The sequence below is a fragment of the Urechidicola sp. KH5 genome (assembly GCF_054661455.1).
The window spans coordinates 980,729-1,001,493 of the sequence record NZ_BAAFSW010000001.1 but is presented as its reverse complement, the minus strand read 5'-3'; the positions used below and the strand labels follow the sequence as shown (position 1 = coordinate 1,001,493).

Genomic DNA, 20,765 nt, shown 5'->3' with positions numbered 1-20,765 from the left:
GATGAAACTATTGAATGAATTCAATTCAGAAAAAAAAGTAATCGCTGGTAATTTCCTTTCGTTGGTAATATTGCAAATAGCAAATTATGTTATACCCTTAATAATATTACCTTTTTTAGTAAGAAAACTTGGTACTGGAAATTTTGGATTAGTCATATTTGCTCAATCTCTAATGACATTTTACATTGTTTTCGTAGATTTTGGTTTTGATATTAGTGGTACAAGAAGAATTTCTATTTCAAAATCGGACAAATCAAGACTATCTGATATCTTTATTAATATACTTTTTGCTAAAATATTTTTATTAGTATTTGGTTTGATGTCACTTATTATTTTGGTTGAATTTATTCCAAAATTAAATGAAGACAGTACAGTTTATTATTATAGTTTTGGAGTTGTTATAGGTCAAGCAATTTTTCCAACATGGTTTTTTCAGGGAATTGAAAGGATGGGAATTATTACTGTATTTAACATTTTAGCGAAGACAATATTCGCAATTTTAATATTTCTATTGATTAACGATGAATCAGATTATTTGTTGGTTCCAATATTGAACTCTTTTGGTTTTGTTATTTCAGGCTTATTTGGCTTAGTTTTTAGTGCGAGGTATATTAAAATTGTAAAACCTAATTTAAATTCAATATTGTTTCATCTAAAAGAAAGTTTTAGTTTATTTATTGCTAAATTTTCTACATTATTTTATACCTCTTCAAATATATTTATTTTAGGGTTGTTTGCCTCTAATGAAGTTGTAGGTATTTATGGAAGTATCGAAAAATTAATTGTGGCAGTTAAAAATGGTTACTCCCCATTGTATCAAGCTATTTTTCCTTGGTTGTCAAAGCAAAATAATAAAAGAAATAGTACTAATAGATTGTTCCCATTAATTTTAACATCATCTTTAATTATTGCAATAATATTATTTGTTTTTTCAGAGGAAATATTGGAATTGATTTATGGTGATGTCTTAATAGTGAGAAATGCCTATATCTTACAAATATTGAGTTTTGTAGTAGTTTTGTCAGCAACGAATATGTTAATTACTAGTTTGTATTTCCCTGCACGTAGATTATATAATCTAAGAATGAAAATTTTTGCTATCTGTGGTGTTATTAGTTTGTTTTCATCCTTAATTTTAGTTTATAAATTTTCAGTTACAGGTCTTTCAATTTCATTCACTTTAATAGAATTTTTAATCTTAATAATGGCTGGAAGATATTATTTGAATGAGAATATTATAGAAAATGAATAAGTACAAATTTATCATGTTTGAAATCGAAATTGTGGTAAAGGTTATTTACATCAGGAATTAGATGATAAATCCAACGGAAAGCATGTAAAATAGGTGTGAGTAATTGGAAATGATTGTTTGTAAATTATTTTCCATTGAAGTAGTTGAAGAAGGCTACTTTGATTATGTTTGTGAAGTTTGAGTAACGTGGTTTCACGGATATACTTACAAGTGAAAAAGCAATAATAAATAATTACAATAAAGTTCATTAAAGAAGTTTTATTTAATTAAAATTTTGACTAAAGGATTAAAATTACATGTAGATTTGATACATCGGAAGAAATAAAAATTAAATGATTGCTGTAGTTATTATTTTCACAATACTGTTTTTGGGGTTTAAAAGACCGATTTATGCTATTGGTTTGTTACTTCAAATAAATATTATTAGATCTTTAAATGAACTGAATATTAGTGATCCTTGTTTGAGATGTTCTTATGAGTCTAGTTTTCTTTTGGGAGCACTTACTCCTTTAATGTCTTTTCTTGTAATAATTTTTGGATATTTTTTGAAAGGAAAGAGAAAAATTAAATTTATAAATTCTGAGTTTGATGTTTTTTTCTACATAACTATTTTTTATTCATTTGTAATTTCTTTTTTTTCCTTAGATATTTATAAATCGTTGGATTTTTCATTACGTTATTTAATATTGGGAAGTAGTTTTTACTTTATTTCAAAATTGATTCTTATAAACGCTAAGAAACCAGAGGAAGAAATTTACTCTTTAATGCGGATAACACTTAGATTGTCTATATTTTTCGGTAGTTTGGCCAGTATCTATTTCATAAAATATTATGGTCAAATATGGCGATTGACTCTACCCGGAGTTATCCCTATCCCGTTTAGCCAGTTATTAGGTTTTGGAGCTTTAATTTCCTTTGTAATTTTTATTTCTAATGGTAGATTTATGAATATTAAGTCAAAAAAAAGGTTAAAATTCAATTATTTGATTTTGCCTCTTTTAATTTTAATGTTAATGGCTACTAATACTAGAGGTGTAATGCTGGCATTATTTACAAGTGTATTTTCCTATGTATTCTTAGCTAAAATAAAAATTAGAAAACGAACTCTTTTCTTTATCGGAGGGTTAATGATTTGTGCTTTAATAGTCGCTATAAATTATATTGATTTCGAAGTTTTATTTAGTAGAATATTATTTAAGGGAACAAATAGTTCGGTAAGTGATCGATATATTGCTTATTTTGACACTATTAAGATTTTCATTAGAAACCCATTTGGAATTGGTCCCAATGTTTTTGATCAATATTCAATCTTACCCTACCCTCATAATTTTTTCTTAGAAAACATGTCTAGTTTTGGACTAGTTGGTTTATTTCTAGATTTATTTATGATATTGATGTTTGTTTATATGTTACTTACAACCTTAAAATATAGAAAAAATGATTTGATAATTGTTTTTCTTTTTTCATTAAATGTCTACTTTTTTGTCGAAACAATGTTTAGTTTTACTTTATGGATGCATAAAGGGTTATACTTGAGTTTAGGTCTTTTCATGGGGTATTTATATAGGTTAAAATCTAATTATTATGAATCAAAACCCTATTAATCAGTTGAGAAAATTCAGAATCAAATTGTTGAATGTGGGTTTTGTTATTTTTGGACTTTACCCTCTCATTCCAGGTAAATTTGAAAGTTTACTTGTTATTTTATTCATTATGATATCTTTTGTTGGGTTTGTTTTAGGGACTGATAAAACAATAAAAGTTAATTTTAAACATTTATTGATAGTATTGAGTCCTTTCTTATTATTAGTATTAAGCCTATTCTATTCAAGTGATTTGGATTTAGGGTTGAAAAAGATTGGAACAATGTCAAGCATGATTTTATTTCCGTTAATTTTTATTTTATTTTATTCGAATTTAGACCGTCGAGTGATAAAAGAAAAGTTGAATTTATTTGGAATGACCTTTGTTTTTTCTAATTTTTTTTATGTTTTAATATCAATTTATTTTTTGTTAAAATTTAGACACCCAAATTATTCTTTTTTTGATTCGAATTTTATAAGACTTGGAGTTTCTGACATTCCATTCATAGGAGAACATTCTATTTATTTGTCAGTTTTTATGTTTGTAGGAATTTTGTTTGGAATAAAACTTTTTAAAGAGTATAGTTATAATAAATTTCTGAGGTATTCGATTCTTGTAGCAATTTTATTCGAGGCTTTATTTTTGATTGCATTGATGAGTAAAGGCGTGATTTTGGCAAGTGCAATAACCTTTTTTATGATTGCTTCAAAAGGAGTAAAAATTAAGTTTGTTTCAACTTTATCTTTTGGTTTGATATTATTTGTTTTTATTACGCCTAAAGAAAATAATAGGTTTTATGAATTGTTTAATAAAGGGACTTATGTCACTTTGAATGAATTGAACTCAACTAGTACAAGACTAAATATTTATAATTGTTCATTAAATTCTGCTTTACAGGCTCCAATTATTGGTTATGGTATTGGTGATGTTCAGAATGTATTAGATTATTGTTATTTGGGCTTGAAATTGAATTTTGCCAAAGGCTTGTATAACACTCATAATCAATATTTATATTTTACTCTTTCAACTGGTTTTATTGGTTTAGTAGTTTTTTTATTATGGATAGCATACTCTTTTAGGTCTGCTGTATTTCTTAAGAATCAAGTTTTGTTTTACGTCATGTTTTTTTATTCGATAGTTTTTCTATTTGAAAATTTACTTAATAGACAATCAGGTGTAATATTATTTTCTTTTTTAACAAACCTTTTATTTATGGTAAATTCATATAGTATTAGTCAGCTTAAAAGATGAATTTGAATTGTTGAGATACAATAAAGGATGAGTTATTTAAATTTCAATAACGTGAAGTGGGGAAATATGTCCATTATAATAAAGAAAGTTTAATGAATTTCTTATTAAGGCAAGATTAATCTTTACGGGAACAGGTTAAAATTAGTTGGGACATAGAATTTATAATCTTATTTTAAATTATTAGTGATTGAAAATATTTGTTTCCTTCCTAATAAATGTCAATGACAAACATTTTAATAAAAGTAGGTAATTAGGTATATTTGCACCTTAATTGATTAAAAATTGAGTTTCATAGCGATTCAAAAACGTAATTATAATTGAAGAACTTTACAATTAAATTAAGAAATGATAAATCCTTCAAATGTAGCGATGACACTTCAATACTTCAAGCATCAATTGACGCAGGACTTACTTTAGAGCATAGTTGTAAATCAGGGAGATGTAGAAGTTGTGTTGTTAAACTATTAAAAGGTAAAACATTGGATATGCAAGATGATTTAATTCTGTCACAGGAAGAAAAGAATCAAGGAAAAATATTAAGTTGTATAACCAGTCCTTTAACTGATTTGAAACTTGATATTGAAGAAATTGGAAACACTTTTTTTGAGAAAGTCAGGACATTACCCGTTAAAATACATAAAATTGAAAAACTAACACTTGATGTTATAAAAGTTACACTTCGTTTTCCCCCAAAAGTTGAATTCGGTTTCTCTTCGGGACAATATGTTAATATTATAAAAGGTAGTATTAAAAGAAGTTATTCTATTGCAAATTTTAGAAGATCTGATGAAAAATTGGAATTTTATATTAAAAAGTACCCCAATGGTTTAATGAGCAAATATTGGTTTGAAGAGGCAAATGAGAATGATTTGTTGAGAATTGAAGGGCCGCTAGGTACTTTTACGATGAGAGATTCTAATTTTGAAAATGTTATTTTTTTAGCCACAGGAACAGGTGTTGCTCCAATAAAATCGATTCTTGAACAATTGAATGAACATTCTGAAAAATATAAGACAAAAAAAATACTACTCATTTGGGGCGGGAGACTGAAAGAAGATTTATTTTGGTTGCCAGAGTTTAAAAAACTAAATTTTAAATTCATACCGGTTTTATCTCAAGAAAATATTGAATCAAATTGCAAAAAGGTTTATGTTCAGGATAAACTTTTAAAACAAAAGATTGCATTAGAAGAAGCTCAGGTATATGCTTGTGGCTCCATAAAAATGATAGAATCATCGAGATCATTGTTGTTAAAAAATTCCTTATCTGAAGATCAATTTTATTCAGACGCGTTTGTGAGTTCAAATTAAACTATATGAAAGCAGTTATTTTGGCCGGTGGGCTTGGTACACGTTTAAGTGAAGAAACAGTTTCGAAACCAAAACCAATGGTAGAAATTGGCGGAAAACCTATTTTATGGCATATAATGAAAACTTATTCATATTATGGAATTAATGATTTTATAATTTGTTGCGGATATAAAGGATATCTTATTAAAGAGTATTTTGCCAATTACTTTAAACACCAATCAGATATTACTTTTTACATGAAAGATAATAAAATGATTGCGCATGAGAAAAGAGTTGAACCATGGACTGTTACATTAATTGACACAGGCGATAACTCAATGACAGGAGGACGGTTGAAAAGAGTGCATCCATATTTAAAAGATGAAGAAGCATTTTGTTTGACTTATGGAGATGGTGTAGCAAATATAGATATTCAATTATTATTAGATTTTCATAAATCTCACGGAAAAGACGCAACTCTCACTGCAACTTTTCCTCCTGGAAGATTTGGTGCGCTGGATATTGTTGATGCCGAGGTTCGTAGGTTTCAGGAAAAACCCAGGGGAGATGGAGCATTAATCAATGGTGGTTACTTTGTTTTATCACCTAAAGTAATAGAAAGAATATCTGGAGATGAAACTATTTGGGAGCAAGAACCATTAAAAGGTTTGGCAGCTGACAACCAGTTAATGGCTTATAAACATTCTGGATTTTGGCAACCGATGGATACTTTAAGGGACAAAAATTATTTACAAGAGTTATGGGAATTGAATAAAGCACCTTGGAAAGTATGGGAAAAGTAAAGGGAACAGTTGACCCAGAATTCTGGAAAAATAAAAATGTGTTTTTAACTGGCCATACTGGATTCAAAGGTAGTTGGTTGTCGTTATGGTTGCAATCAATGGGTGCTAAAGTAATGGGCTATGCTTTAGCTCCACCTACATCGCCCTCTTTATTTAATGTTGCAAATGTAAAGGACAATATGCAATCAAAGATTGGAGATATACGAGATTTGAACAGCTTAAAAGAAAGTATGATTCAATTCGATCCTGATATTTTGATCCATATGGCTGCTCAACCTTTAGTAAGATTATCATATTTTGAACCGATTGAGACCTATTCAACCAATGTAATGGGTACTGTAAATGTGTTGGAGTTAGCTAGAAGCTGCTCAAATTTGAGGGCTATTATTTCAGTTACAACTGATAAATGCTATGAAAATAAAGAATGGGAATGGGGATACCGAGAAAATGAGCCAATGGGTGGTCATGACCCCTATAGCAATAGCAAAGGTTGTGCAGAATTGGTAACTGCGGCATATAGAAATTCATTTTTCAACACTAATAATTCCGCTTCGTTGGCTTCGGCTAGGGCTGGAAATGTAATTGGAGGTGGAGATTGGGCAGAAGATAGATTAATTCCAGATATTTTAAGGGCATTTGAACAATCTGAATCGGTTGTAATTCGAAATCCTTTAGCAACAAGACCATGGCAGCATGTGCTGGAGCCGTTATCTGGTTATTTAGTTTTGGCTCAACATTTATATGAAAATGGAGATAAATATGCGGAGGCTTGGAATTTTGGGCCTAAAGATGAGGACTGTAAACCGGTTAATTGGATATTGGACACTATGGTAAAAGAATGGGGGCAGGGAGCAAATTGGAAACTTGATTTAAACAATAATCCTCATGAGGCAAGTTATCTTAAATTGGACTGTTCTAAGGCTGCTTCAAGATTGAACTGGCACCCTAGAAAGTCATTGGACTCAACATTAAAATCAATAATTCAGTGGCATCAGGACTGGCAAAATGGCAAGGATATGCAAAGTAGATGTTTGAAAGAAATAGCAGATTATATTAATTAAATTATGGATAATAAAGAAATATTGACTAATCTAAGAGCGGAAATAGCAGGATTAGTAAAAAAATACACACAAGAAATATATAAACATAAAGAATTTGTTCCGGGTGAGACAGTAATTCCTCCAGCAGGTAAGGTCTTAGGAAATGAAGAAATTCAAAACATGGTTGACGCGTCATTAGATGGGTGGCTAACAACAGGTAGGTTTAATGACCAATTTGAAAAGAAATTAGCTGATTTTCTTAACATTAAACATTGTATTTCGGTAAACTCTGGATCATCAGCGAATTTAGTAGCCTTCAGCACTTTAACTTCATCTAAATTAGGGGAGCGAGCAATAAAAAAAGGGGATGAAGTTATTGGTGTTGCAGCAGGTTTTCCAACAACAGTAAATCCTATTGTTCAATTTGGTGCAATTCCAGTATTTGTTGATGTTGATAAATATACACATAATATTAATGCAGACTTAATTGAAGCAGCTATTTCTCCTAAGACTAAGGCAATTATGTTAGCTCATACTTTAGGGAATCCTTTTAATTTAGAGAAAGTTAGAGAATTGTGTGATAAGCATGACTTATGGTTAATAGAAGATTGTTGTGATGCATTAGGCGCAACGTATAATGATAAATTGGTAGGTACATTTGGAGATATTGGAACCTTAAGTTTTTACCCAGCGCATCATATCACTATGGGAGAAGGAGGAGCTGTATTTACTAATAATTCTCAATTAAAATTAATAGCGGAGTCTTATAGAGACTGGGGAAGAGATTGTTATTGTGCTCCAGGGTGCGATAATACCTGTGGTTGTCGTTTTGAGCAGCAACACGGAGATTTACCTTATGGGTATGATCATAAATATGTTTATTCTCATTTGGGATATAATCTTAAAATTACTGATTTACAAGCAGCTTGTGGCTTAGCTCAAATTGATAAAGCAAATTTATTTATTAAGAAACGAAGAGAAAATTTTCAAATACTTTATGATAGATTGAGTAACCTAACAGATTTTTTACAATTACCATTACCAACTGAAAATAGTAACCCATCTTGGTTTGGGTTTGCAATTACTTTAAAAGAGACCTGTGGTGTAAATAGAGTTGATTTGCTTAAATTTTTAGATCAGAACAATATTGGTTCTCGGTTGTTGTTTGCTGGAAATTTAACTAAGCAACCTTATTTTAAAGATATAGAATATAGAGTTGTTGGTAATTTAATTAATACCGATGTAACAATGAATAATACTTTTTGGATTGGATTATATCCTGCATTGGGAAAAGAGCATTTTGATTTTATTGGGGAAAAGTTAGAAGAATTTTTCGGATTGAATTTTTAATATTGATTCGTGAGAAAAACGGTTTTAATAACAGGGATTAATGGTTTTTTGGGAAGTCAGTTAGCCAAAAAATTTAGTGAAAAGTATAGAGTTATAGGACTAGAATTTAAGTTAGATAACTTATTTAGAATTTCAAATGAAAGTTATAAGATTTATTCTTCGGATGTTGAGCATAGTTTAATTTTTAAAGAAAATGAAATTTATTGTATTATTCATGCTGCTACCGTTTACAATAGAATTGGAGAATCGATTAAAGATGTATTAAGAACAAATATATTTTTACCAATTAATCTTTTTGAAGAAGCAAATAATCATGGAGTTAAACTTTTTATTAATACTGATAGTTTTTTCAACAACCCTAGTTATAATTATTCATATTTGAGAGAGTATACATTATCAAAACGTCATGCAATTGATTGGCTTCAATTATTGGAATCTTCAAAATGTAAATTAGTAAATATGATTATTTTTCATATGTACGGCCCATTTGATTCAAGCAGTAAATTTGTAACATCTATAATAAATAAGCTTAAAAATAATGAGAAAAAAATTGAGACCACTTTAGGAGAACAGACTAGAGATTTTGTTTTTATAGATGATGTAGTGGATGCTTATGATTTTGTTTTAGAATCAATCGAGTTTCTTCCAGATTCGAATATGGAATTTGAGGTTGGTCTAGGAAAAGAAATAGCAATTAAAGACTTTATAATGACCATTAAGAATATTACTAAAAGTGAATCAAGAATTGATTTTGGAGCAATCCCTTATAGAGATAATGAAATTATGACTTCTAAAGCGGATAACTTGGAATTGATCAATTTAGGTTGGACTCCAAAATACTCAATAGATGATGGAATAAGAAGGATTTTAGAGGTGGAATTATGAATTAGCAATCAAAATGAGAGAAAAGTTTAGCAACAGTGTTGCGTGTATTTTTAATTATCCTTCACATTACAGGGAAAACATTTTTTTAAAAATGGAGAAAGAATTGAACTGTGATTTTTATTTTGGAAATATTGAAGAAGGAAGAATTAAAAGAATAGATGAAAAATTATTTACGAATTCTGTTGTTGATTTAAAGACATGGGTGTTTTTTGGAAAGTTAAATTGGATTGAAGGAATGATTCCAATTTTATTAAAAAAAAAATATAGAGTTTTTATACTTACTGGTGATGTATTTTGTCTTTCTAACTGGTTTTTTTTATTTATAAATATTGTCTTAAGAAAGGAAATTTATCTTTGGGGGCATGGTTGGTATGGAAGAGAGGGTGCTTTAAAATCAAAGATAAAAAGAGTATTTTTTAATTTAAGTACTGGAATTTTTCTGTATGGAAATTACGCGAAGAATTTAATGCTTAAGGAAAATATAAAATTAGAAAAGTTACATGTCATTTATAACTCCCTTGATTATGAAAAACAAAAGGAGATTCGAGAATCTTTGCGACCGTCCTTAGTATTTCAAAACCATTTCAATAATGTAGATCCGGTCGTTATATTTACTGGTCGTCTTACGAGTGTGAAAAAAATCGATTTATTAATTGAGGCTCATTATTTATTGCAATTGGACGGTAAAGAGTTTAATGTGTTAATACTCGGCGACGGTCCCAAAATGGATTATCTTAAAAATTTAGTATCGTCTAAAGGTCTCGAGGACAAATATTGGTTTTATGGGGCTTGTTATGATGAATATAGAATAGGTGAATTTTATTTTAATTCGACGGTATGTGTTTCACCTGGTAATGTCGGTTTGACAGCAATTCATTCCATGTCCTATGGTTGTCCTGTTATATCTCACAATAATTTTTCTAATCAAATGCCGGAATTCGAAATTATTAAGGAGGGTAGGAACGGACTTTTTTACGAACAAGATAATATCTTTGACTTAAGCAGATGTCTATTGAAATTTATTGAAAATTCATGGAATAAAGAAGAGTCCCGAAGAGAGTGTTTTAAAGTTATTGATGAATATTACAATTCAAATTTTCAATTAGAATTATTAAAGAAAGTTTTGAAAAGATGACAGCAAAGAAGCAACTTACAATTTGTATCCCCACATATAATAGGTTAGAATTTATTAAGAAGCAGCTTGAGTTTTTTTATAATGAATTTAAAGATGATAATCTTTTATTAAATCGCGTAAATATTATTATTGGTGATAATGCATCTACCGATCAAACCGCGGATTTTCTATCAAATTATAAACGTGAAAGGGATTTTTTCGATTTGGTTATAAATCCAAACAATTTGGGCATAGTAGGAAATATAAATAATTTACTTGAATTAGCGGAAACTGAATATGTTTGGTTCGTAAGTGATGATGATGAATTAAGGAAAGGGGTGGTTCGAAATATTTTTGAAATAATCGATGAGAATAAGAATCTGAATTTCATTTTTTTAAATTTCCTATTTTTTGGTAATAGAATTTTTTCGGGAAAGACAGGATTAAGGGTGGATTCCAAAGAAGCGGTTAATGAAGTTTTTAGAGAATATTACGGTTCCTTAATTTTAATTACGGCTTGTATTTATAAGAAGTCCAATTTGTTAGAGTTGAGAGAAAATGAAATGAAAAAATGGTTGTCAGCGCCTTTACTATATTCATTTTATTCAAGTAGTAAAGGCCCTGTTTATTTAACAAAAAAGAACTGGATTAATTACAGAGATGGGCAAGCCAGTTATGCCAGTTTTAAAAGGGTTTCTCGTTTAAAGTTTGAAGAATTTGTGCCAATTTTGGAGTCGCTACCAAAATATGGATATGATAGAAAAGAAAATATTAAAACGATTAAATTATTTTTTGAAAAACAGTCGCACGCACATTTTTTATATAATTTTTTAAATTTTACAAATTCTTTGAAATTATATAAATATTATGGTTTTAAAGCTTTTTTACAATTTCCTTTTAATGTGTTAGATTATCTAAGAAAATAGTTGTTTATTAGAAATAATTCAAAATCATTTGTTGCTCAAAAATATTTTAAAATGATAGACAATACTGTGAAAATTATAGACATATGAATTCATAAAACTGAAATTAAAATTTTTTATGAATCCTCAATTTTGGAAATCATCGACTATCCTAAAGTTAAACGAATTTTTAATTCAGAAAATCATATTGAATTTATAATGGTATCTCAATAATATTTTAACCGTAGAATCAAATGATTTAGAAGTTGTATTTGCGTTTGTGAAGCAATGTCCATACTTTAGCTTCTAAATAAAATGATATTAATATCTAGGTAATTTTAAGATAATATATTATTAATATACTCAAAATATATAAGGCAAAGTGATACAAGATTTAAGTCTATATAGAACTCCTGAAGGATTTAGAGGTCGATCGAAGTTTAGGGTTCAACTTTGGTGGTTAGTTCAAGGAACTTTGTTTAAACTATCTCCACAATTTCTTTACAATTGGCGAAGGTTTTTACTGCGGTTATTTGGAGCCAAAATTGGTCGAAAAGCAATCATTAGACCAAGTGTAGAAATAACCTATCCTTGGAAGGTAAATATTGGAGATTATAGTTGGATAGGAGATGGAGTGGTATTGTATTCATTGGGAGAAATAATTATTGGTAAGAATACAGTAGTTTCTCAAAAATCATACCTATGCACAGGTACTCATGATTATACTAAAATAGAATTTCCAATACTTTCTAGGAAAATAATAATTGAAGATGAGTGTTGGTTGGCAACTGATGTTTATGTTTCACCTGGAGTTCATATTGGAAAAGGAACAATTGTTGGGGCGAGAAGTAGCGTTTTCTCCGATCTTCCATCAGGAAAAGTGTGCTTAGGATCACCTGCTAAAATAATAAAAAATAGATAAGGAATGGTATCAGAAAATGTAGCCAAGAACTATTTTGTTTTATCACCATTTTTTTTTCCGGAACCAATATCAACAGGGAAATTTAATACAGATATGGTTCTTGCTTTAAGAGAAAAGGGTCATAGAATTACAGTAATATGTTCCCACCCTTTGTATCCATCTTGGAAACCAGTTAAAAGCACAAAAGAAATAGAGGGAATAAGGATAATAAGAGGTGGATCTTGGATCAAATACCCTGAAAGGCAGGTTTTTAGAAGAGTGGTTTTGGAGGTTTGGTTCAGTATTTTTGCAATTACCAAAATTATAAAATATAGAAAAGAAATTGATGTTCTAATACCTATTTTCCCTCCTAGTTTAGCCTTTTATTTTATTAGATTGTTTTTAAAAACCCAGACTACATCTATTGGAATTGTTCATGATTTGCAAGAAGTATATTCCAATAAATTAAAAGGAATTTTTAGTAGGATAATTGGCGCATTGATAAATTTTATAGAAGGTGCTAATTTGAGGTATTGCCATAAAGTTATTTTCTTGTCAAAGGAAATGATGATGAAGGCTAAAGATAATTATAAATTAGATTTGAGGAAATGTGAAGTACAGTACCCGTTTGTTTCGATAAATCAAAATGTAATTACTGATTGTTTGGGTGATTTAATTGATAAGAATGATATAAATATTGTTTATTCTGGAGCATTAGGAGATAAGCAAAATCCTAAAGGATTGAAAGCACTTTTCGACTATATTTCTAAATTGAAACCACAATGGAACTTTTTTATATTTTCTCAAGGAAATGTTTTAGAAGATTTAAAAAATGAGAACAAGAATAATAAGATAAAGTTTTTTCAATTAGTTGATAGGGAAAATATTGAAGAATTATATGATAAAAGTACTGTTCAAATTATTCCTCAGTTAGAGGGAACATCTAAGGGGTCTTTGCCTTCTAAACTTCCTAATATTTTAGCTTCTAGTTGTAAGGTATTAGTAATTACTGATGAAGACAGTGAGCTCAAACAATTTTTTGAAGAAAATGACTTGAAAAAGGTAGTAACTACATGGGATTATTCTGTTATTTTTGCAGCAATAATTGAATTAATTGAGAACCAAGCAAACGATTTAGAAACATTGAAAGAACTTACATCTAAATATTTTAGCTTGAACTCACTTATTAATAAACTATAATTTTTTAAATTAACCTTTGTGAAAGTTGCAATTATTTTTGGAGGTGCTGGTTATATAGGATCTTTTCTTGTAAAAAGATTTATTGAAATTAAAAGATTTGATAAGATTTATGTTTTTGACTTAAATATTAAGCCTTTTTTTGACATTCAATTTAAAGAAGGAAGGCTAGAATTCTTAAAAGGAGATGTCCGCAATCCTATTGAAATTAGTATTAATGAAAAAATTGATTTGGATGCAAGTTGGATATTTAATTTGGCAGCAGTGCATAGAGAACCCGGACATGAATTTAATGAGTATTTTGACACTAATATTGCAGGAGCGACAAATATTAATGAGTTTGCCATAAGTAATGGTTTTAAAAACATATTTTTTACAAGTAGTATTGCTCCGTATGGGAAATCATTGGAAGCTAGAAATGAAACTTCAAATTTATATCCTGAAACTGCTTATGGCATTTCAAAAGCGCTGTGCGAAAAGATTCATGAAAAATGGTTGGCAGGAGATAGTTCAAGAAAACTTATTATCGTTCGCCCAAGTGTAATTTTTGGGCCAGGGGATCCTGGAAATGTTTTTAGGATGATTAAGGGGATAAAAAGAGGTTCTTTTGTTTTACCCAATGGTGGAAATGTTGTTAAAGGCTATGGTTACATCTACGGCCTTCTGGACAGTATAAATTTTACAATGAGCAAGGAAGAGAATTTTATTATATATAATTATGCCGAAAACCCATTGCAAAACTTAAGAGGCATGGTAGATATAGTTAAGGATGAACTAAAATACAGAAAGCCAACCTTTAGTATTCCTGTAAGATTTTTATCTTTTGTCGCATTTTTTATTCAAATTATTTTTAAACTTCTAGGTAAGAAGACAGATATTCATCCAGTTAGGGTTAGAAAAGCAGGATTTCCTACGTATATTGTCCCTAAATATTTGATTGACAATAATTTTGAATTCAAATATGATTTTAGATCGGCTTTAAAACACTGGACTGATGAGAGTCCTAAAGATTTTGAATAGTTTGATTTTTGAAATATAGATATTCTACATACTTAAAGCCACTCTCAATAATTATTGATGTAATTGTTTTAAATGCTATTGCATTAATATATTCTAGAGAACTATTTTTTGATTATTCATATTTACTTTATATTAATTTTGGGTGGTTGATAATTTCTGGTTATACCAAATTTTATCAAGTATATAGATACACCAAACTAACTAGGGTTGTATCTAAATTATTAGTACAATTCGGTCTATTCTTTTTTATTTATTTCTCATACTTTACTTTATTCAAAGAAGGTAGTTCTGTCGGAAATCAGTTTTACTTTTTATCTATCTCTTTTGCGTTAATAACCTTTTTTAAATTAATCAAGGTTTATGTTCTTAGAAGATATCGCGTTTTTGGTGGAAATTATCGAGAGGTTGTAATTTTAGGAGGAAGTAGTGCGGTAAACTCTTTAAAAGAACTCTTCAAAGAAAGGCGTTATTTAGGATATCGTTTTAAAGGTTTTTTTTCAAATAAAGAAAAGCACAAATCAAAAGCAGAGTATCTCGGTACTATTATGGATAGTTTTGAATATGTAATGGAAAATTCAATTGATGAAATATATTGTTCCATAGAAGACTTTAAAAGAAAAGACTTAAATACCATTATTGAATTTGGAGAGAAACACAATATCAGTGTAAAACTTATTCCATCAACAATGGGCATGTTTCGTAATGGTATGGAAGTACAGTATTACGATTATGTTCCTGTACTTTCATTTAAAAAACTTCCTTTTGACGACCCTATAATCAAATATTCTAAAAGAGCTTTCGATGTATTGTTTTCGTCTTTTATTATTTTTTTTGTGCTGTCTTGGTTGAGTATTTTGTTATACATTATAATTAAATTGGAATCTAAAGGTCCTCTTATATTCAAACAAAATAGAGATGGGTTAAATGGTTCGCAATTTTTGTGTTATAAATTTAGATCTATGGCAGTAAATAAAGAGGCAGATAATAAGCAAGCAACTAAAGGTGATATTCGTGTTACAAAGGTTGGTAAGTTTATTCGTAAAACAAGTATCGATGAGCTACCTCAATTTATTAATGTATTTATGGGAGATATGAGCGTTGTAGGACCTAGACCTCATATGACGAGTCAATCGATTAAATATGCACAAGTGGTAGATAAATACTTCGTTAGAAACCTTGTAAAGCCTGGTGTAACAGGCTTAGCGCAAGTAAGAGGTTTAAGAGGAGAAATAGAAACCGACAACGATATGGAACACCGGGTAAGAATGGACATATTTTATATCAATAATTGGTCGTTTGTTTTAGATATTAAGATAATTTTGCAAACAGTTTTAAATGCCGTTAAAGGCGAAGAAAAAGCATATTAAATGAAGAACGTTTTAATCATAGGGTCTGGAGGTAGAGAACATGCTATGGCTTGGAAAATTGCGCAGAGCCCATTGTTAAATAACCTGTTTATAGCTCCGGGAAATGCGGGAACAGCTGAAGTTGGAACGAATATTTCTGTAGGGGTTTCTGATTTTGAAGGAATAAAGAAGACTGTTGTCAATAATAAAATTGATTTAGTTCTCGTAGGTCCAGAGGTACCTCTGGTAGAAGGAATTCACGATTTCTTTTTGGCAGACGAACAATTAAAACATGTTTTAGTTATTGGTCCAGAGAAATATGCTGCTCAATTAGAAGGTAGTAAAGAGTTTGCGAAAGAATTTATGAAACGTCATAACATTCCAACGGCGGCTTACGAAAGCTTTACAAAAGACAATCTTGAAGATGGATTTACATTTTTAGAGTCGTTAAAACCTCCTTATGTATTAAAAGCAGATGGTTTAGCAGCAGGTAAAGGCGTATTGATTTTAGAAGATCTTCAAGAAGCAAAAAATGAATTGCAAGATATGCTAACCAACAATAAATTTGGTGAGGCTAGTAATACCGTTGTGATTGAGGAGTTTTTAGACGGAATAGAAATGAGCTGCTTTGTGTTAACAGATGGTAATGCTTATGTTCAGTTACCTAGCGCCAAAGATTATAAAAGAATTGGCGAAGGAGATACAGGACTAAACACGGGTGGTATGGGAGCTGTTTCTCCAGTGCCATTTGCATCTGATGAATTCATGCAAAAGATTACGGATAGAGTTATTGAACCAACTATTAACGGATTTAAAAAAGACGGTATTCCATATAAGGGTTTTGTGTTTTTTGGTTTGATTAAAGTAGAAGACGAACCAATGGTAATAGAGTATAATTGCCGAATGGGGGATCCGGAAACAGAAGTTGTGATGCCAAGATTGAAGTCTGATCTTTTAGAATTGTTAATTGCATGTGTTAACAATACATTAAGTGATGTTAAGGCTGAGTTTGATGAACGATCGTCTACTACCGTAATGTTAGTTTCTGGAGGATACCCAGAACCTTATGAAAAAGGAAAAGTAATTACAGGTACAGAAAACGTATCTGATTCGCTTGTTTTTCATGCAGGTACTTCCATAAAAGATAACAGTGTTATTACTAGCGGAGGCAGAGTAATTGCGGTTACGTCTTATGGTCAAGATTTTGAAAAAGCTTTAAAGAAGTCATATAAAAATATAAAGAAAATATCATTTGAAAATATGAAATTTAGGAATGATATAGGCTTTGATCTAATAAATAATTAATGAGAATAACATTAGTTGGAACCGGATATGTCGGTTTGGTATCAGGAACATGTTTTGCTGAAATGGGGAACCATGTTACTTGTGTTGATATTGATAATCATAAAATAGAAAAATTAAAAAATGGAGTAATCCCAATATTTGAACCTGGATTGGAATCTATGGTTTTATCAAATATTGAAAGAGAAAACTTATTTTTTAGTACAGATTTAAATTCTTGCTTAAATTCTTCTGAGGCTGTTTTCATAGCGGTTGGCACCCCGATGGGAGAGGACGGATCAGCTGATTTAAAATATGTACTTACTGTTGCAAAACAAATTGGTCAACTGATGGATAAGCCAATGGTTGTTGTTGATAAATCAACTGTTCCAGTTGGTACGGCCGATAAAGTAAGAGAAACAATTCAAAAGGAATTAGACTCAAGAAATCTAGATTTTACTTTTGATGTTGTGTCAAACCCTGAATTTTTGAAAGAAGGAGCTGCCATCAACGATTTTATGAAACCTGACCGAGTCGTTATTGGTGCTGATAGCGAAAGAGCTTTAAACACTATGCAAAAATTATACGCACCATTTTTGCGTACCAACGATAGGTTTATTGGAATGGATATCCGTTCTGCTGAAATGACTAAGTATGCTGCCAATGCTATGTTAGCTACAAAAATCTCTTTTATGAATGAGATTGCAAATATTTGCGAGCTGGTTGGTGCTGATGTTAATTTTGTTCGAAAAGGAATCGGTTCTGACAATAGAATCGGTTATAGTTTTATTTATCCAGGGAGTGGTTACGGAGGCTCTTGTTTTCCTAAAGATGTTAAGGCATTGACAAAAATCGCAAGTGAAAACAAGTATGATGCTAATTTAATAGCTTCTGTAGAAAAGGTGAATGACCGTCAGAAATTAGTGATTGCTAATAAGATTGTAAAACGATTTGGTGAAGATTTATCGGTCTTAACATTTGCCCTTTGGGGATTAGCATTTAAACCAGGAACTGATGATATGAGAGAAGCACCTGCAATTTATGTGGTTAAGGAGCTTGTTTCTAGAGGGGCTAAAGTAATTGCTTACGACCCAAAAGCCATGCATGAGGCTGAAACGTTTTATTTAAAAGATGTAAAGGGAATTAGCTATGTAAATTCAAAATATGAAGTTTTAAATAATGCTTCAGCTTTGATTCTTTTAACTGAATGGAAAGAGTTTAGATCTCCAGATTTTGGGGTGATTAGGTCTAAACTTTTAAATCCGATCATATTTGATGGTAGAAATCAATACAATGTATTTGATTTGGAATCTCAAGGATTTGAATATTACCAGATAGGTAAAAAAAGAGGATAGTTTTAATTAACAAACAATCTCATTTTTAGCATATTTTTCTGCTTTAGATAAATTAGTTTGATATGCCATTCCGAGTTTGATAAAGTATATATCAAACTGACAATTTATTCTTTATTAATTCAGAGAATCAAAATACAAAAAACATACTCATCGCCCCATTAAATTGGGGTTTAGGTCATGCTACTCGGTGTATACCCCTTATACAAAAATTACTAAAAGAAGGGTTTAATCCTATTATTGCTAGTGATGGTAGTGCTTTAGATTTACTGAAAAAAGAATTCCCAAATCTTACGTTTGAAAAGCTCCCTAGTTATCAAATTAAATACCCAAAGAACGGAGCTTTTATGTTGCCATATTTGTTGTGGCAATCACCTAAAGTATTAAGAGCAATAAATTCTGAGAGAAAACGGGTTTCTGAGTTTCACGCTAAGTATAATTTTGCCGGAATTATTTCAGACAATCGATACGGTGTTTATCACCCAGATACGCCTTCTGTTTTTGTATCCCATCAACTGGAATTACCAAACAAAATAGCCTCTAAAATACAATCAAGATATATCCATCAATTTCATGAAATTTGGATACCTGATGTAAAAGAAAAAGTTCTAAGTGGAAATTTATCTAATTGCCGATATAATACTAATGTCAAGTTCTTAGGGGTATTAAGTAGATTTCAGAAAAAACAACTCGAGCAAAATATTGAAGTGCTAGTTGTTCTTTCTGGTTTGGAACCTTTACGCACACAAATGGAAGACAAATTACTACAAGAACTGTCAAAATTTAAAGGTTCGGTTACACTTGTTAGGGGTGTAGTAGAAAGCAAACAGTCAAATGAAGTTTACAATAGAATAACACGTATTAATTATTGTACAACAGAACAGTTAGATGAATTAGTAAATCATGCCAATTTGGTAATTGCTAGATCGGGGTATTCAACAATTCTTGATCTTGCAAAATTAGAAAAAAGAGCATTTTTTATTCCTACCAAAGGACAACCAGAACAGCAATACTTGGCAAAACATTTAGAAGAGATAAATATTGCGCCTTATTGCCAATTAAAAGATTTTAAAGTTGAACTTTTTAAAGAGTTAAAAAATTATACTGGATTTAAAAAATTAAATACTGCACTACCAGAAGAGTTATTTCACCTTTTTGAGCGTGAATGAAAACTCAGATCCTTTTCCATAAGTACTTTTTACAAGTATGGTTTCGTCATGGGCCTCAACTATATGCTTTACAATAGAAAGCCCCAATCCAGAGCCCCCTTGTTCTCTAGACCTACTCTGATCAACTCGATAAAATCGTTCGAATAATCGCGAAAGGTACTCTTTCTTAATTCCTTCGCCATTATCTGATACTTTTACCAACACTTTTTGATTTCCATAAGATTCAATACTTACCACAGTGGTGCCTCCAACTTTTCCGTATTTAATCGAATTAACTAAGAGATTTATAAGTACCTGCTCCATGCGAATAACATCTCCATACACCAAGATAGGGATGTCATATTTTTTATTAAAAGTAAGTGCAACGCGTTGTTTACGGGCTTTCATTTCTAACAAATCAAAAACGCCATTAATCAGCTCAATAATATTAAACTGTTGGATATTTAAAGACATTTCGTTAGACTCTAGTTTAGAAATCATATCTAAGTCTTTTACAATCGACACAAGTCTTTCAACACTTTTGTTTGCTCTATCTAGGTATTTTACACTAATCTCTTTGTCGTCTATGGCGCCATCAATGAGCGTTAATAAGTAACCTTGAACAGTAAATAGCGGTGTTTTTAATTCGTGAGAAACGTTACCTAAGAATTCTCTTCTATACGATTCTCGTTCGTTAAGGTTTGCAATCTCCACTTGTTTTTCTTCAGCAAATCGCTTAACCTCTTTAGAAAGCGTTTCCATATCCGTAGTTATAGTAGCTTTCGTTAGATCTTTAGAATCTAATAAAGAAACATTGTCGTATATACTTTTTATTCGTTTGTAAATAAAACGCTCAACACGTATTTGAACTACAATAAAAGAAAATATAAAACCTAAAAAGGCTGTAATAAGAATTATATTTGTCGGGACTTCTTGTTGAAGGATGTATTCTAATGAATATAATGCAAAAACAAAGAAAAGCGCAATGAATATAGAACACCGAAAAGCAAAAGAATAGGTCTTTTTGAACTTCATTGCCTAAAGTTTAAT

18 protein-coding genes are annotated in these 20,765 nt (G+C 30.3%); 17 read left to right on the top strand and 1 reads right to left on the bottom strand.

Going from position 1 to position 20,765, the window contains the following annotated elements; genetic code table 11:
- Window position 1: 1 nt before the first annotated feature.
- The 17 genes from ACYQ5R_RS04550 (at window position 2) to ACYQ5R_RS04470 (ending at window position 19,736) form a co-directional block, all read left to right on the top strand.
- Window positions 2-1,252: an oligosaccharide flippase family protein gene (locus ACYQ5R_RS04550; RefSeq protein ID WP_460189728.1), complete on the top strand. Its 1,251-nt coding sequence runs from the start codon at window positions 2-4 to the stop codon at window positions 1,250-1,252.
- A gap of 332 nt (window positions 1,253-1,584) precedes the next feature.
- On the top strand, window positions 1,585-2,856 hold the full coding sequence (locus ACYQ5R_RS04545) for an O-antigen ligase family protein (protein WP_460189727.1): 1,272 nt from the start codon (window positions 1,585-1,587) through the stop codon (window positions 2,854-2,856).
- Complete coding sequence (locus ACYQ5R_RS04540) at window positions 2,837-4,087, top strand: O-antigen ligase family protein (RefSeq protein WP_460189726.1); 1,251 nt, start codon at window positions 2,837-2,839, stop codon at window positions 4,085-4,087. Before ACYQ5R_RS04545 ends, ACYQ5R_RS04540 begins: the two co-directional genes overlap by 20 nt.
- Before the next feature lie 317 nt (window positions 4,088-4,404).
- Entirely contained in the window at window positions 4,405-5,397 is a 993-nt protein-coding gene (locus tag ACYQ5R_RS04535) for an FAD-binding oxidoreductase (RefSeq protein WP_460189725.1), read from the top strand.
- A gap of 5 nt (window positions 5,398-5,402) precedes the next feature.
- The gene (gene rfbF / locus ACYQ5R_RS04530) at window positions 5,403-6,179 is read left to right on the top strand and encodes a glucose-1-phosphate cytidylyltransferase (protein WP_460189724.1); all 777 of its coding nucleotides are present in this window, start codon (window positions 5,403-5,405) and stop codon (window positions 6,177-6,179) included.
- A complete protein-coding gene (rfbG, locus tag ACYQ5R_RS04525) occupies window positions 6,167-7,240 on the top strand; it encodes a CDP-glucose 4,6-dehydratase (protein WP_460189723.1) in 1,074 nt (357 codons plus the stop codon). Before rfbF ends, rfbG begins: the two co-directional genes overlap by 13 nt.
- Before the next feature lie 3 nt (window positions 7,241-7,243).
- Window positions 7,244-8,569: a lipopolysaccharide biosynthesis protein RfbH gene (gene rfbH / locus ACYQ5R_RS04520; RefSeq protein ID WP_460189722.1), complete on the top strand. Its 1,326-nt coding sequence runs from the start codon at window positions 7,244-7,246 to the stop codon at window positions 8,567-8,569.
- Between the two features lie 9 nt (window positions 8,570-8,578).
- Window positions 8,579-9,454: an NAD-dependent epimerase/dehydratase family protein gene (locus tag ACYQ5R_RS04515; protein WP_460189721.1), complete on the top strand. Its 876-nt coding sequence runs from the start codon at window positions 8,579-8,581 to the stop codon at window positions 9,452-9,454.
- Between the two features lie 91 nt (window positions 9,455-9,545).
- Window positions 9,546-10,589 carry a glycosyltransferase gene (locus tag ACYQ5R_RS04510; RefSeq protein ID WP_460189720.1) on the top strand — a complete coding sequence of 348 codons (1,044 nt, stop codon included), beginning with the start codon at window positions 9,546-9,548 and terminating at the stop codon, window positions 10,587-10,589.
- Window positions 10,586-11,494, top strand: a complete 909-nt coding sequence (locus ACYQ5R_RS04505) for a glycosyltransferase family 2 protein (protein WP_460189719.1) — start codon at window positions 10,586-10,588, stop codon at window positions 11,492-11,494. Before ACYQ5R_RS04510 ends, ACYQ5R_RS04505 begins: the two co-directional genes overlap by 4 nt.
- Before the next feature lie 358 nt (window positions 11,495-11,852).
- On the top strand, window positions 11,853-12,392 hold the full coding sequence (locus ACYQ5R_RS04500; RefSeq protein ID WP_460189718.1) for a WcaF family extracellular polysaccharide biosynthesis acetyltransferase: 540 nt from the start codon (window positions 11,853-11,855) through the stop codon (window positions 12,390-12,392).
- Window positions 12,393-12,395: 3 nt separating this feature from the next.
- Window positions 12,396-13,571 (top strand): glycosyltransferase, encoded by a 1,176-nt coding sequence (locus ACYQ5R_RS04495; RefSeq protein ID WP_460189717.1) that lies wholly within the window; start codon window positions 12,396-12,398, stop codon window positions 13,569-13,571.
- Between the two features lie 18 nt (window positions 13,572-13,589).
- Window positions 13,590-14,588 carry an NAD-dependent epimerase/dehydratase family protein gene (locus tag ACYQ5R_RS04490; RefSeq protein ID WP_460189716.1) on the top strand — a complete coding sequence of 333 codons (999 nt, stop codon included), beginning with the start codon at window positions 13,590-13,592 and terminating at the stop codon, window positions 14,586-14,588.
- A gap of 8 nt (window positions 14,589-14,596) precedes the next feature.
- Window positions 14,597-15,955 (top strand): undecaprenyl-phosphate glucose phosphotransferase, encoded by a 1,359-nt coding sequence (locus ACYQ5R_RS04485; protein WP_460189715.1) that lies wholly within the window; start codon window positions 14,597-14,599, stop codon window positions 15,953-15,955.
- Window positions 15,956-17,239 carry a phosphoribosylamine--glycine ligase gene (gene purD / locus ACYQ5R_RS04480; RefSeq protein ID WP_460189714.1) on the top strand — a complete coding sequence of 428 codons (1,284 nt, stop codon included), beginning with the start codon at window positions 15,956-15,958 and terminating at the stop codon, window positions 17,237-17,239. It abuts the gene before it with no gap.
- Complete coding sequence (locus ACYQ5R_RS04475; protein ID WP_460189713.1) at window positions 17,239-18,570, top strand: UDP-glucose dehydrogenase family protein; 1,332 nt, start codon at window positions 17,239-17,241, stop codon at window positions 18,568-18,570. The genes purD and ACYQ5R_RS04475 overlap by 1 nt, the downstream gene beginning before the upstream one ends.
- Window positions 18,571-18,914: 344 nt before the next feature.
- Window positions 18,915-19,736 (top strand): glycosyltransferase, encoded by an 822-nt coding sequence (locus tag ACYQ5R_RS04470; RefSeq protein WP_460189712.1) that lies wholly within the window; start codon window positions 18,915-18,917, stop codon window positions 19,734-19,736.
- Here the strand turns inward: ACYQ5R_RS04470 and ACYQ5R_RS04465 are convergent.
- Window positions 19,710-20,750, bottom strand: a complete 1,041-nt coding sequence (locus ACYQ5R_RS04465) for a sensor histidine kinase (protein WP_460189711.1) — start codon at window positions 20,748-20,750, stop codon at window positions 19,710-19,712. The two genes, ACYQ5R_RS04470 and ACYQ5R_RS04465, sit on opposite strands and share 27 nt — an antisense overlap.
- Window positions 20,751-20,765: the final 15 nt, after the last annotated feature.

Coding starts and splice junctions, on each gene's coding strand:
- ACYQ5R_RS04550 (WP_460189728.1), top strand. CDS start 2: ATGAAACTATTGAATGAATTCAATTCAGAAAAAAAAGTAATCGCTGGT.
- ACYQ5R_RS04545 (WP_460189727.1), top strand. CDS start 1,585: ATGATTGCTGTAGTTATTATTTTCACAATACTGTTTTTGGGGTTTAAA.
- ACYQ5R_RS04540 (WP_460189726.1), top strand. CDS start 2,837: ATGAATCAAAACCCTATTAATCAGTTGAGAAAATTCAGAATCAAATTG.
- rfbF (WP_460189724.1), top strand. CDS start 5,403: ATGAAAGCAGTTATTTTGGCCGGTGGGCTTGGTACACGTTTAAGTGAA.
- rfbG (WP_460189723.1), top strand. CDS start 6,167: ATGGGAAAAGTAAAGGGAACAGTTGACCCAGAATTCTGGAAAAATAAA.
- rfbH (WP_460189722.1), top strand. CDS start 7,244: ATGGATAATAAAGAAATATTGACTAATCTAAGAGCGGAAATAGCAGGA.
- ACYQ5R_RS04510 (WP_460189720.1), top strand. CDS start 9,546: ATGGAGAAAGAATTGAACTGTGATTTTTATTTTGGAAATATTGAAGAA.
- ACYQ5R_RS04505 (WP_460189719.1), top strand. CDS start 10,586: ATGACAGCAAAGAAGCAACTTACAATTTGTATCCCCACATATAATAGG.
- ACYQ5R_RS04495 (WP_460189717.1), top strand. CDS start 12,396: ATGGTATCAGAAAATGTAGCCAAGAACTATTTTGTTTTATCACCATTT.
- purD (WP_460189714.1), top strand. CDS start 15,956: ATGAAGAACGTTTTAATCATAGGGTCTGGAGGTAGAGAACATGCTATG.
- ACYQ5R_RS04475 (WP_460189713.1), top strand. CDS start 17,239: ATGAGAATAACATTAGTTGGAACCGGATATGTCGGTTTGGTATCAGGA.
- ACYQ5R_RS04470 (WP_460189712.1), top strand. CDS start 18,915: ATGTTGCCATATTTGTTGTGGCAATCACCTAAAGTATTAAGAGCAATA.
- ACYQ5R_RS04465 (WP_460189711.1), bottom strand. CDS start 20,750: ATGAAGTTCAAAAAGACCTATTCTTTTGCTTTTCGGTGTTCTATATTC.